The 13,027-nt window shown below is 67.3% G+C and carries 10 protein-coding genes; 7 read left to right on the top strand and 3 right to left on the bottom strand.

Annotation, left to right across the window (positions count from 1 at the left end; genetic code table 11):
• The first annotated feature begins 88 nt into the window (after nucleotides 1-88).
• The gene (locus VGF12_RS22260; RefSeq protein ID WP_331178238.1) at nucleotides 89-1,186 is read left to right on the top strand and encodes an ABC transporter ATP-binding protein; all 1,098 of its coding nucleotides are present in this window, start codon (nucleotides 89-91) and stop codon (nucleotides 1,184-1,186) included.
• Here VGF12_RS22260 and VGF12_RS22255 read toward each other — a convergent pair.
• Nucleotides 1,183-1,779, bottom strand: a complete 597-nt coding sequence (locus tag VGF12_RS22255; RefSeq protein ID WP_331178237.1) for a YdeI/OmpD-associated family protein — start codon at nucleotides 1,777-1,779, stop codon at nucleotides 1,183-1,185. The genes VGF12_RS22260 and VGF12_RS22255 overlap by 4 nt on opposite strands.
• A 48-nt stretch (nucleotides 1,780-1,827) precedes the next feature.
• Here VGF12_RS22255 and VGF12_RS22250 point away from each other — a divergent pair, with 48 nt between their 5' ends.
• Nucleotides 1,828-2,820, top strand: a complete 993-nt coding sequence (locus tag VGF12_RS22250) for a transglycosylase SLT domain-containing protein (RefSeq protein WP_331178236.1) — start codon at nucleotides 1,828-1,830, stop codon at nucleotides 2,818-2,820.
• Between the two features lie 39 nt (nucleotides 2,821-2,859).
• Complete coding sequence (locus tag VGF12_RS22245) at nucleotides 2,860-4,266, top strand: serine hydrolase domain-containing protein (RefSeq protein ID WP_331178235.1); 1,407 nt, start codon at nucleotides 2,860-2,862, stop codon at nucleotides 4,264-4,266.
• 15 nt (nucleotides 4,267-4,281) lie between these two features.
• Here the strand turns inward: VGF12_RS22245 and icmF are convergent, their stop codons facing one another.
• Complete coding sequence (gene icmF / locus VGF12_RS22240) at nucleotides 4,282-7,572, bottom strand: fused isobutyryl-CoA mutase/GTPase IcmF (protein ID WP_331178234.1); 3,291 nt, start codon at nucleotides 7,570-7,572, stop codon at nucleotides 4,282-4,284.
• A 146-nt stretch (nucleotides 7,573-7,718) separates the two neighbouring features.
• Between icmF and VGF12_RS22235 the strand changes: the two genes are divergently transcribed.
• Nucleotides 7,719-9,704 carry an OPT family oligopeptide transporter gene (locus VGF12_RS22235; RefSeq protein ID WP_414710185.1) on the top strand — a complete coding sequence of 662 codons (1,986 nt, stop codon included), beginning with the start codon at nucleotides 7,719-7,721 and terminating at the stop codon, nucleotides 9,702-9,704.
• 28 nt (nucleotides 9,705-9,732) lie between these two features.
• On the opposite strand, the gene VGF12_RS22230 is transcribed toward VGF12_RS22235, so the two are convergent.
• Nucleotides 9,733-10,410, bottom strand: coding sequence for a Bax inhibitor-1/YccA family protein (locus VGF12_RS22230; protein ID WP_331178232.1), 678 nt, complete (start codon nucleotides 10,408-10,410; stop codon nucleotides 9,733-9,735).
• A gap of 107 nt (nucleotides 10,411-10,517) precedes the next feature.
• Between VGF12_RS22230 and VGF12_RS22225 the strand changes: the two genes are divergently transcribed.
• The 3 genes from VGF12_RS22225 to VGF12_RS22215 form a co-directional block, all read left to right on the top strand.
• On the top strand, nucleotides 10,518-11,414 hold the full coding sequence (locus VGF12_RS22225) for a LysR family transcriptional regulator (protein WP_331178231.1): 897 nt from the start codon (nucleotides 10,518-10,520) through the stop codon (nucleotides 11,412-11,414).
• Between the two features lie 93 nt (nucleotides 11,415-11,507).
• Entirely contained in the window at nucleotides 11,508-12,686 is a 1,179-nt protein-coding gene (locus VGF12_RS22220; protein WP_331178230.1) for an isovaleryl-CoA dehydrogenase, read from the top strand.
• A 2-nt stretch (nucleotides 12,687-12,688) separates the two neighbouring features.
• Nucleotides 12,689-13,027: pyridoxal-phosphate dependent enzyme (locus VGF12_RS22215; RefSeq protein ID WP_331178229.1), on the top strand; the 339-nt coding region annotated here is incomplete at its 3' end.

Here is a 13,027-nt window from a genome sequence, read left to right as displayed (position 1 = left end):
CTGCTGGCGGGGCGGCATTTCACTCGGGGCTTGGTGGCAGGCGCCGTCAAGGGTTAGGGCCTGTTGGCACGTGGGGTCGGATTCTCAGATGACTGAAGAAGCAAGGGGGCTGCACATTGACGGCATCACGCGCCGCGTCGGGCGCCAAACCATCCTGGATGACGTCAGCCTGTCGCTGGATCCGGGCGAGATGCTGATCCTGGTGGGGCCATCAGGCTGCGGCAAGTCGTCGCTGCTGGGCGTGGTGGCCGGTTTGCAGCCCCATTGTGTCGGGGAGATCCAACTGGACGGCCGGCGCATAGACACGTTGAGCCCGCGTGAGCGCGACATCGCGATGGTGTTCCAGAACTATGCCCTCTATCCGCACATGAGCGTGGCCGAGAACATCGGCTTCGGCCTGGAGATGCAAGGCTGGCCGCGCGCGCGGCGAGAGGCGCGCGTGCTGGAGGTGTCGCGCATGCTGCAGCTTCAGCCGCTGCTGCAGCGCCGCCCAGCCCAGCTGTCGGGCGGCCAGCGCCAGCGCGTGGCAATGGGGCGGGCGCTGGCCCGGCAGCCGCGGCTTTTTCTGTTCGACGAGCCGCTGTCCAACCTTGATGCGCAGTTGCGCGCCGAAATGCGCGGCGAGATCAAGCTGCTGCACCAGCGCGTGGGTCGCAGCGCCATTTACGTGACGCATGACCAGACCGAGGCAATGACGTTGGGCCAGCGCATTGCGGTGCTGAAGGCAGGGCGGCTGCAACAACTCGGCACGCCGCAGCAGGTCTATCAGGAGCCGGCCAATCTCTTCGTCGCGCAGTTCCTCTCCAGCCCGGCGATGAACCTGCTGCCGGCGCGGCTGGAGCCAGAGGGCGAGCTCACGCTGATGCTGCAGGGCGCTGGCGCCCTGAGCTGGCGGCCGCAGACGCTTCCGCGCCGAGAGCTCCTACTGGGCCGGTCACTCCTGCTGGGTTGGCGGGCTGAGTCTCTGGGGCTGGAGGAGGGGGCTCCCAGTCTGTCTTTGCAGGCTCCGGTGCTGCTGGTGGAGCCCACCGGCGTGGACAGCCTGGTGCAACTGCAGCTGGGCGAGCACCGACTGCACTGGCGTTGCGCTGGCTGGCCCGCGCTGAAGCCGGGAGATTCGCTGACCCTGAGGTTGCCGGAGGCAGCGCTGCTGGTTTTCGACGCGCAGACGGGTGAACGTCTCTAGCAGCTCTCGTACTTCCAGTTGCGCGACTTGCCTTCAGCCAGCCACTCCACGGCCTGCGCAATGCGCTTCGCTCGGGTCTCCTCCCGCTTGGCCTCCAGCACCCATTCGACATAGTCGCGCTGTTTGCTGGGTGCGAAGGCGTCGTAGGTCCGTTGGGCGGCAGGGCGCTTGCCAATCGCGGCGGCAAAGTCGTCCGGCATGGACAGCGGGGGGCGGGGCGCGCGGTCTGGCTTGCGCGCTCGCGGCGCGCCGGCCTGCAGCAACTCGGCGGCGGCCTTGATCTGGCGGCGCAACTCGGTGCGCGACGGGAGGTTGGCCAACGTCTCGATGCGGCCGAAGTCGCCCATGGCGCCCGCCTTGCCCGGCTCCGCTCCCTCGCGCTCCCAGAAGCCGAAGGCGCAGTGTGCCTTGAAGGCCGACATGCCACACAGCAGCTTGTCGTCCAGCATGAAGTGGGGGCGGCTCCATTTGAGGGTCTCGACGACCCCTGGGCAGGCAGCATGCACGTCCTCTCGCAGTCGCTGAAGGATGGGCCGCGCGAAGGCGGGCACCGTGGCCAGGTAGGCGTCGATGCGAGGGTCGAGCGTGGGCATGCGAGCAAGTCTAGACTCGTGGCCTGTCGTCTCCATTGCCCTTCGCCCGTGAGAACCCTGTTGCCGGCGCTGCTGCTCGCGCCCCTGGCCGCCCTGGCCCAAGTGCCCGCGCTCACGCTGGAGCAATTGCCTCGCCCCACCATGCCGCCTGGCGAGCGCGGTCCCGTGGTGCCTGCGCAGGTGGAGCGCTGGCGTCTGGAGGCCAAGGCGCTGGAGTACGGCGACGGCATGAAGCGCGACGAGGTCGAGGCCGCCAAGCTCTACTGCCGCGCTTCGCGCTACGGTGATGCCGAGGCGCAATACAGCCTGGGCTGGATGCTGACCAACGCGCGCGGCATTCAGCGCAACGATGCCGAAGCCGCCCATATGTTCGCCGCCGCCGCCGAGCAGGGCCTGCAGCAGGCGCAGAACATGCTGGACCGCATGGGCGGCACGCCGCTGGGTGATCCACCTCCCTGTCTGCGACCGCCCGAGACCGATCCGCCCCTGGCCGCCGCGCCGCCCATCGCGCGAGGCGCCAAGCCGCTCTCGCAGGCGTCGCTCTGGGCCACGCTGCCGCTTCCGCAGCAGGCGCCGCCGGCGATCGTCAACTACGTGAAGCTGATCGCGCCCGAGTACCAGCTCGCGCCGGCCCTGGTGCTGGCCGTGATGGCCACCGAGTCCAACTTTGATCCGCTGGCCGAATCGCCGAAGAAGGCTCAGGGCCTGATGCAGTTGCTGCCCGATACAGCGCTGCGTTTCAAGGCCACCCGGCTGCGCGACCCGACGCAGAACATCCGCGCCGGCATGGCCTATCTGCGCTGGCTGTTGGCCTATTTCGAAGGCGACGTGACGCTGGCCCTTGCGGGATACAACGCCGGCGAGAAGGCCGTGGACCGCTACCTGGGGGTGCCTCCCTATGCCGAAACGCGGATGTATGTGCGCAAGATCATGGCCGCCACGGGCGGGCAGCGCCTGCATCCCTTCGACGCCAGTGTGACGACGGCTTCGCCAATGCTGCTGCGGGTCCGGGCAGCGATGCAGACCATCCAGTCGCGTTGACTTCCGACACGGGCGCGGAGATTGCAGAGAATGCACCGCATGCTCAAGCCCGCAGCGCTCGCCGTCCTTTGCCTGACTACGGCGCTTGCTGCCGAGGCTCAGGCCAGTCCGGAACGCCAGGCCCAGTCGCTGCTCAACGCGCTGCGTGAGATCAGCGGCGTACCTGGCATGGGCGCGGCCATCTGGCGGGACGGGAAGCTGCGCTGGCAGGGCAGTAGCGGCCTGCGCGACGTCGAGCGGCGTCTGCCGGTGCAGGCCGATACGCGCTTCCGCCTGGCCAGCGTTTCCAAGCTATTTGCCGCGACTGCCGCGGCCCAGTTGAAGGGGCAAGGCCGGTTCGACATCGACAAGCCGGTCGGCCTGCTACTGCCCGAGCTTGATGAGGCGCTTGCCGCCGTGACGCCCCGCCACCTGGCGGCCCATCTGAGTGGACTGCCGCACTACGAAGCGCGCGACGCAAGCGTTGGCGCGATTCGCCACACGACGGCTCGCGAATCGCTAAGCTATCTGAAGCACCGAGAACTGCGGTCGGCGCCGGGCAGCCGTTACATCTACTCGACCTGGGGCTATACGCTGCTGGCCGCTGCGGTCGAAGCGGCGGCTGGCGAGCCCTATCTGGAGCTGCTGTCAGGCAAGGTCGCGCCCGGCCTGGCCATCGGGCCCGACCAAACCGGTCAGTCTCCCACGATGTCGCAGGCTTACGTATTCAGTGCCGAGGGCCCGCGCCCAGCGCCGGCCGCCGACTTCAGCTACAGCTGGGGCGGTGCAGGCCTGGCCGCGACCGCACCGGCGCTGGCGGAATGGGGCGATCGCTTGTTGCAGGGTCGCGTCGTCGATGCGGTCACGCGCGACTGGATGTGGCAGCCCGTGCGGGACAACACCGGCCAGCCGGTCGGCGAGCGTCGGTTCAAGATGGGTTTCGGCTGGCGCCTCGACGTGGACGCGGAAGGCCAGCAGGTTGTCCATCATGCCGGTTCGACGTTGGGTGCGCGCAGCGTGCTGCTGCTGTGGCCGCAGACGCGCACCAGTGTCAGCCTGCTCTCCAACGCGATGTGGACCTCGTCAATCGAACTCAGCGCCGAGCTGTTGAGTGCCCCATTTCGGGCCCCGCTGGCCGGGTTGATGGCTGCGCCCTGCCCGGTGAGGACCAGCCGTTTCGAGGGTGAGCTGGACGGTACCTCGGTACAAGGCAGCGCAAGCTTCCGCCGCGATGCCGACGGCCTGTGCCGGGGCGAGCTTGGCTTGCCCGCTGCGCTGGCCAAAGTCATCAATCCGGGGCCGCAGCCGGCCGGCGACAAGCTCGTCGTCATCGGCCTGCAGGGTGACCTCGCGCGCGCCGCACTGGTCACGCCCATCGGTCTCGCCGACTGGAGGATGCAGGTGGACGGCAGCGTCCGCGTGGAAGGACTGGCCGGGCGCCATCTGGCGCTCAGACTGGTGGAGTAGTCTGCGGGGCGCAGATCACATGCTGCGCCGATACTGCCCGCCCACCTCGAACAGCGCGCTGGTAATCTGGCCCAGCGAGCAGACACGCACGGCGTCCATCAACACCTCGAACACGTTCCTGTTCTCGATGACCGCCTGCTGGAGTCGGGCCAGCATCGCGGGCGCCTGCTCCTTGTGGCGCTCGTGGAAGTCCGCCAGGCGCGACAGCTGCGACTGCTTCTCTTCCTCTGTCGAGCGCGCCAGCTCGATGTGCTCCGGCACCGGGTCGCCCTTGGGGTTGCGGAAAGTGTTCACGCCGATGATCGGGTACTCGCCGGTGTGCTTCAGCATCTCGTAGTGAAGCGACTCCTCCTGGATGCGGCCGCGCTGGTAGCCGGTCTCCATCGCACCCAGAACGCCGCCGCGTTCGCTGATGCGCTCGAACTCGGCCAGCACGGCTTCTTCCACCAGCTCGGTCAGCTCGTCGATGATGAAGGCGCCCTGTGACGGGTTCTCGTTCTTGGCCAGTCCCCACTCGCGGTTGATGATGAGCTGGATGGCCATGGCGCGGCGCACGCTGTCCTCGGTCGGCGTGGTGATCGCTTCGTCGAACGCGTTGGTGTGCAGCGAGTTGCAGTTGTCGTAGATCGCGATCAGCGCCTGCAGCGTCGTGCGGATGTCGTTGAAGGCGATCTCCTGCGCATGCAGGCTGCGGCCCGAGGTCTGGACGTGGTACTTCAGCTTCTGTGAGCGTTCATTGGCGCCGTAGCGGTCGCGCATGGAGACCGCCCAGATGCGGCGCGCCACGCGCCCCAGCACCGTGTATTCCGGGTCCATGCCGTTTGAGAAGAAGAAAGACAGGTTGGGCGCGAAGTCGTCGATGTGCATGCCGCGCGCCAGATAGGCCTCGACAAACGTGAAGCCGTTGGACAGCGTCAGCGCGAGCTGGCTGATCGGATTCGCGCCGGCCTCTGCGATGTGATAGCCCGAGATCGACACCGAGTAGAAGTTGCGTACGTTGTGGTGGACGAAGTACTCGGCGATGTCGCCCATCACCTTCAGCGAGAACTCGGTCGAGAAGATGCAGGTGTTCTGGCCCTGGTCTTCCTTCAGGATGTCCGCCTGTACGGTGCCGCGCACATTGGCCAGCACCCAGTCCTTGATCTTGGCGGCTTCGTCGGCAGTCGGCTCGCGGTCGTTGTCGATCTTGAACTTGGCGAGGTTCTGGTCCACGGCAGTGTTCATGAACATCGCGAGGATCGAGGGCGCGGGGCCGTTGATGGTCATCGACACGGAGGTGCTGGGGTTGCACAGGTCGAAGCCGTCGTAGAGCACCTTCATGTCATCCAGCGTTGCGATGCTGACGCCGGAGTTGCCGACCTTGCCGTAGATGTCGGGCCGCGGTGCCGGATCGGCGCCGTACAGCGTCACCGAATCGAAGGCCGTGGACAGGCGCTTGGCGGGCATGCCCTCGCTGACCAGCTTGAAGCGCCGGTTGGTGCGGAAAGCGTCACCCTCGCCGGCGAACATGCGGGTCGGGTCCTCGCCCTCGCGCTTGAACGCGAACACGCCGGCCGCGTACGGGAAGCTGCCGGGCACGTTCTCCAGCATCAGCCACTTCAGCAGCTCGCCGTGGCACTCGTAGCCGGGCAGCACGACCTTGCGGATCTTGGTGCCAGACAGGCTCTGCGTGACCAGGGCCGTGCGGATTTCCTTGTCGCGGATCTTCACGACGTACTCGTCGCCGGCATAGGCCTTTACCATGTCGGGCCACTGCGTAAGTAACTGGCGGGCGTCACCGTCGAGCTTGCCGCGACGTTGCTCGGCCAGCTCGGCCAGCGCGGTACGGGCGCCGTTCTTTTCGGGGTTGGCGGCCACCAGCATCGCGCGGCTGGCTTCCAGTTGCTGGATCTCTCGGGCCAGCGCGGCCTGCTTGCGGGCGCGAGCCTTGTAGCTGCGCACGGTCTCGCTGATGTCGGCGAGGTAGCGCACGCGGGCCGGGGGCACGATGGGCGTCTGGTGGGTGCTGTGGCGGGTGTTCACCCGTGGCAGGCGGCCCTCGGTGAGCTCGAGACCCAGATCGGCGAGGCGAGCCTTCAGCGCCTGGTAGAGGGCGGTGACGCCGTCGTCGTTGAAGCGGCTGGCCATGGTGCCGAACACCGGCATGTTGTCAGGCGACTTGCCGAACGCTTCCTTGTTGCGCTGCACTTGCTTGCTGACGTCGCGCAGCGCGTCCAGGGAGCCCTTGCGGTCGAACTTGTTGATGGCGACGAACTCTGCGAAGTCCAGCATGTCGATCTTCTCGAGCTGGCTGGCGGCGCCGAATTCCGGCGTCATCACGTACATGGGCAGGTCCACCAGCGGCACGATGGCCGCGTCGCCCTGGCCGATGCCGGAGGTCTCGACGATGACGAGGTCGAAACCTGCCACCTTGGTCGCGGCAATGACGTCGGGCAGGGCGGGGGAGATCTCGGAGCCGAAGTCGCGCGTGGCCAAGGAGCGCATGAAGACCCGCGCCCCCTGGCTCCAGGGAGAGATCGCGTTCATGCGGATGCGGTCGCCGAGCAGCGCCCCGCCGCTCTTGCGGCGCGAGGGGTCGATGGAGATCAACGCCACGCGCAGCGCGTCGCCCTGGTCCAGGCGCAGGCGGCGAATCAGCTCGTCGGTGAGGCTGGACTTGCCGGCGCCTCCGGTGCCGGTGATCCCCAGCACCGGGGCCTTGAGCGCTGATGCCTGCTCGCGGAGCGCCTGCACGACGGCTGCGTCGGCCTTGCCGTTCTCCAGCGCCGTCAGCAACTGGGCCAGCGACCGCCAGGCGGCCTGCGAATGGCCCGTGATGGCTGCCAGGCTTTGCGGCGCATAGACGCTGAAGTCCTGGTCGGCCTTCATGACCATCTCGCCGATCATGCCTTGCAGGCCCATGCGCTGGCCGTCCTCGGGGCTGAAGATGCGAACGCCGTGCTCGGCGAGCTCGCGGATCTCGGCCGGCACGATGACGCCGCCGCCACCACCAAACACCTGAATGTGCTCGCCGCCGCGTTCCTTCAGGAGCTGCACCATGTACTTGAAGTACTCGACATGTCCGCCCTGATAGGAGGAAATGGCGATGCCCTGCGCGTCTTCCTGCAGCGCTGCGGTGACGACTTCATCCACCGAGCGGTTGTGCCCCAGGTGGATGACTTCGGCGCCCATGCCCTGCAGGATGCGGCGCATGATGTTGATGGCGGCGTCATGCCCGTCGAACAGGCTGGCGGCGGTGACGAAACGGACCTTGTGGGTCGGGCGATATTCGGCCAGCGCCTTGTAGTCGGCGGCGAGATCGGTCATGGCTGTCTCCTTGCTCGGGGCGATTCTAGGGTGCCAATTGACGTTAACGTCAATTGAGGGCCGGTCTAGGGTTATCCGGCGCTGGAAGGGGTGAGGCCTGCCGCGATGATGCGCACCTCGCCGGACCCGGCCATCCTCCTGGACGTATGAGCCCCTCATCGCAAGCCACGCCCGTCTTGGGCACCGAACTGACCTTGCGCGGCGTCGTGCTGGGCATCCTGATCACGCTGGTCTTCACGGCCGCCAACGTCTACTTCGGTCTCAAGGCCGGCCTGACCTTCGCGACGTCCATCCCGGCCGCCGTCATTGCCATGGCCCTGCTGCGCCGTGCGGCGGGCAACTCCATCGGTGAGACCAACATCGTGCAGACCATCGCCTCGTCGGCGGGCACGCTGTCGTCCATCATCTTCGTGCTGCCCGGTCTCGTCATGATTGGCTGGTGGACGGGCTTCCCCTACTGGATGTCGACCACGCTGTGCGCGCTAGGCGGCATCTTGGGCGTCATGTATTCCATCCCGCTGCGCCGCGCGCTGGTGACCAACTCCCCGCTGCCATACCCGGAAGGCGTGGCCTGTGCCGAAGTGCTCAAGGTCGGTCATGCCAGCGGCAGTGGTGAGGGCAGCCGCCAAGGGCTGGCGGCGATCGTCGTCGGCGGCGTCGTGTCGGCGGGCTTCAGCATCGCGATTGCGACGCAGGTCTTCGCGGCCAACTTGGCGCAGTACTTCCGTCTGCCGGGGGGTGACCGGAACGGCGCAGGACCGGCCACAGGCTACGACCTGAACTTCAGTTTCGCGCTGCTGGCTGTGGGCCATCTGGTGGGTCTGTGGGTGGGCATCGCCATCCTGGTGGGCGCCTGCATCGCCTGGCTTGGCGGCGTGCCCTTGTTGACGGCGGGTGTGGACGGACCGGCCGAGGCCGTCGCGATGTTCGCCTGGAGCAAGCAGGTGCGCTTCGTCGGTGCTGGCTGCATCGCCGTCGCGGCACTCTGGACGCTGGTCAAGCTGGCCAAGCCTGTTGTTGCCGGACTGCACTCGGCCGCGATGTCGGCGCGCGTGCGCAAGGCCGGAAGGGCCGACACGCTGCCGCGCAACGAGCGTGACATCCCCCTTGGGACCGTCGGCCTGATCACGCTGGCCTGCATGCTGCCCATCGGCTTCATGCTGTCCAGCTTCGCCACCAGCGCAGGGCTGGCCGACCAACTGGGCCTGCTGGTCGTTGGCGGCCTGGTCTACGTCGTGCTGATGAGCTTCTTCGTCGCCGCCGTCTGCGGCTACATGGCCGGCCTGATCGGTTCGTCCAACAGTCCGCTGTCGGGCGTCGGCATCCTGGTCGTCATCGGCGTGTCGTTGCTGTTGGCCGTCGTCGTCAAGCCGCTGCTACCGGCGTCCGCTGGCCAGGCGCTGGTTGCATTCGCGCTCTTCGTGACGGCGGTCGTCTTCGCCGTCGCGACCATCTCCAATGACAACCTGCAAGACCTCAAGACCGGCCAGCTCGTCGACGCGACGCCTTGGCGCCAGCAGGTGGCGCTGATCATCGGCGTGGTGGCCGGCGCAGTCATCATCCCGCCGGTGCTAGACCTGCTCAACAAGGCCTATGGCTTCGCCGGCATGCCGGGCGCGGACCCGAAGACGGCGCTGGCCGCTCCGCAGGCGGCGCTGATCTCTGCGCTTGCCAGGGGCGTCATCCAGGGGGACTTGAACTGGAACCTGATCGGCCTGGGTGCGGCCATCGGCCTGGCCTGCATCGCCGTCGACGAGGCGCTGAAGCGCGCCAGCGGTGGCAAGGCTCACCTCGCCCCGTTGGCCGTGGGCCTTGGCATCTACCTGCCCATGAACAGCACGCTGATGATCGTTGTTGGCGCCCTGGCGGGCTGGTGGTTCGAGCGCCGCGCCGCCGCCAAGCGCGATCCTGAAGCCACCCGACAGCTGGGCGTGCTGATGGCCTCCGGGCTGATCGTCGGCGAGGGCCTGCTGGGCGTTGTGCTCGCGGCCATCGTCGTGTTCTCGGGCCAGGGCGCGCCTCTGGCGCTGGTGGGCGATGGATTCGCCGCCGCCGGCCAGACGCTGGGCCTGCTGGCGTTCGCCGGCATCGGCGTCGGCCTGTACGCCTGGCTGCTCAAAAAGCAGTCCTGAGCCGCCCCGCCAAGTCGCCCGAGGGGCCTCAGTCGTCCGAGCCCATGAAGCCGAACAGGTGCAGCAGGCTTGTGAACAGGTTGAAGATGGACACGAACAGGCTGACCGTGGCGAGCACGTAGTTGGTCTCACCGCCGTTCACGATCTGCTGCGTCTCGTACAGGATCAGGCCGGCCGACAGCAGGGCCACGACGGCGGAGACCGTCAGTGCGAGCGCGGGGATCTGGAAGAAGATCGCGGCCAGGCCGGCCAGCACCGCGACGATCATGCCGGCGAACAGGAAGCCGCCCATCCACGACAGGTCGCGCTTGGTCGTCGTCGCGTAGGCCGACAGGGCCAGGAAGACCGCACCGGTGGCGCCCAGCGCCAGGGCCACGGCCTGGCCGCCAGCCGGCAGTGCCAGCGTGCGCGTCAGCAACGGGCCCAACGTCCAGCCCATGAAGCCGGTCAGCGCAAAGACCAAGCCCACGGCCGCGCCGCGGTTCTTCAACTTGTGGATGCCGAACAGCAGGCCGAAATAGGCGATCAGCGTCAGGATGATGCCGGGCGAGGGCAGGTTGAAGGCGACGGCCGCCATCGCGACGGCAGCGCTGAACATCAGCGTCATCGACAGCAGGGCATAGGTATTGCGCAACACGCGATGGGCGGTGCCGCGATCGAGCGCAGCACCCTGGGACAGGGTGATGGCAATGGGGCGGGTTTGCATGGCAGACCTCCGGTGACAAATGAACGCACGCAGGTTAGAGAGACAAGACATCAAATAAAAGCAGAGAATCGAGAAGTATTTCTTCGGGATAACTTGTTGAGTCCGCCATGAGCCTGAGCTACAGCTACCGCCATCTCTACTACTTCTGGGTCGTTGCCAAGGAAGGGGGGCTGACGCGCGCGGCGGCCAAGCTGGGGTTGTCGGTGCAGACCGTATCGACCCAGGTGCGCGAACTGGAGCAGGTGTTGGGCGCGGCGCTGCTGAAGCCGGCAGGTCGCGGTCTCGCGCTGACCGATGCAGGCCAGGCGGCGCTGGAGATTGCGGAGCAGATCTTCCAGATCGGCGAGACCCTGCCCGAGCGCGTGCGGGACGCTGCGACCACGCCGGCCGTGCGGCTGGTGGTCGGTATCTCGGACGGTCTGCCCAAGCTTGTCGTGCAGCGCCTGCTGCAGCCCATCATCGACACGCCCCATCTGCGCCTGCTGTGCCACGAAGACGAATTCGACGACCTGCTGGGGGACTTGGCGCTGCACCGACTCGACGTCGTGCTGGCCGACCGGCCCGCGCCACCCAACCCCAACCTGCGCGTCTACAGTCATGGGCTGGGCAGCTCGCCGATGGCGTGGTTCGCCAGCCGGCAGTGGGCCGATGCGGCCGCGAGGGACTTCCCGGCCTCGCTGGCCGATGTACCGCTGCTGCTGCCGACGGCGCATGCCGCGGTACGGCCGCGGCTGGACCAGTGGCTGGAGCGGCATGGCGTGCGTGGCCGCATCGCCGGCGAGTTCGAGGACAGCGCGCTGCTGGCCACGTTCGGCGCAGCCGGCATGGGCGCATTCCCGGCAGCGGCACTGATGAGCGACAAGCTCGTCGAGCGCGACGGTCTGGTGCGCGTGGGTGACTGCGACGACGTGGACGAGGCCTTCTTTGCCATTGGCACCGACAAGAAGATCGCCCATCCGCTTGTGCGGCGGCTGTTGCCGACCTCCGGGCGCGCCGACGCCTGAATCGAGGGCAGTCTCGGGGTGCTTGCTACAGTTGACGTTTACGTCAACCAAAAGCGCCCGCACCTTGCGCTGCCGGGCTGACAGGAGACCCCGATGAATCTGCCCGGCCTAAATTTCCAACTCGGCGACGACATCGACGCGTTGCGCGACGCGGTGCGCGCCTTTGCCGACGCAGAGATTGCGCCGCGCGCGGCCGAGATCGACCGCAGCGACTGCTTTCCCATGGACCTGTGGCGCAAGATGGGCGATTTGGGCGTCCTGGGCATCACGGTGCCCGAGCAGTATGGCGGCGCCGACATGGGGTACCTGGCCCACATGATCGCGATGGAGGAGATCAGCCGTGCGAGCGCCTCGGTGGGCCTGAGCTACGGCGCGCACAGCAACCTGTGCGTCAACCAGATCAAACGCAATGGCAACGATGCGCAGCGTGCCAAGTACTTGCCCAAGCTCATCACCGGCGAGCATGTCGGCGCGCTGGCGATGAGCGAACCCGGCGCCGGCTCCGACGTCATCAGCATGAAGCTGAAGGCCGAAGACAAAGGGGGCTATTACGTCCTCAACGGCACCAAGATGTGGATCACCAACGGCCCTGACGCCGATACCCTGGTGGTCTACGCGAAGACCGAGCCCGAACTGGGCGCGCGCGGCGTGACGGCCTTCCTCATCGAGAAGGGCATGAAGGGCTTCAGCATCGCGCAAAAGCTCGACAAGCTGGGCATGCGCGGCTCGCACACGGGCGAGCTGGTGTTTCGGGACGTCGAGGTGCCCGCCGAGAACGTGCTGGGTGCGGTGAACGGCGGGGCCAAGGTGCTGATGTCGGGCCTGGACTACGAGCGCGCCGTGTTGACCGGCGGGCCGCTGGGCATCATGCAGTCGGTCATGGATAACGTGATCCCCTACATCCACGACCGCAAGCAGTTCGGCCAGAGCATCGGTGAGTTCCAACTCATCCAGGGCAAGGTGGCCGACATGTATACCGTCCTGCAGGCCGCGCGCAGCTTCGCCTACACGGTGGCCAAGAACCTTGACCTGCTGGGCGCCGAGCACGTGCGCCAGGTGCGCAAGGACTGCGCCTCGGTCATCCTGTGGACGGCCGAGAAGGCCACCTGGATGGCGGGCGAGGGGGTGCAGATCTTTGGCGGGAACGGCTATATCAACGAGTACCCGCTGGGCCGGCTGTGGCGCGACGCGAAGCTCTACGAAATCGGCGCAGGCACGTCCGAGATCCGTCGCATGCTGATCGGTCGGGAATTGTTCGCCGAGACAATGTGAGCGTGAGGCCGCTTCATGTGAACACGCCGCTGCTGCGGGCGGCGCCCGGACTCTTCGACCATCCCGAGGTCTGGCTGAAGATGGACGCGTTGCAACCCAGCGGCAGCTTCAAGCTGCGCGGCGTGGGGCGGCTGGTTCAGCAGTCGGCGGCGGAGGGCGCGAAGGCCATCGTCTGCGCGTCGGGCGGCAACGCCGGCTTCGCGGCCACGCACGCGGCCATCGCGCTCGGTTTGCCGGTGGCCATCGTGCTGCCGATGACTACCAGTGCTGCTGTGGCCGAGCGGCTGGCCGCCCGCGGCGCCGAGGTGTTGCGCCATGGCGGTGTCTGGGACGAGGCGCAC

It is taken from the genome of Roseateles sp. (genome assembly GCF_036404855.1).
Lineage (GTDB): Bacteria > Pseudomonadota > Gammaproteobacteria > Burkholderiales > Burkholderiaceae_C > Pelomonas.
The sequence above is the reverse complement of the archived record's forward strand: the minus strand, read 5'-3'. Positions and strand labels throughout refer to the sequence as shown.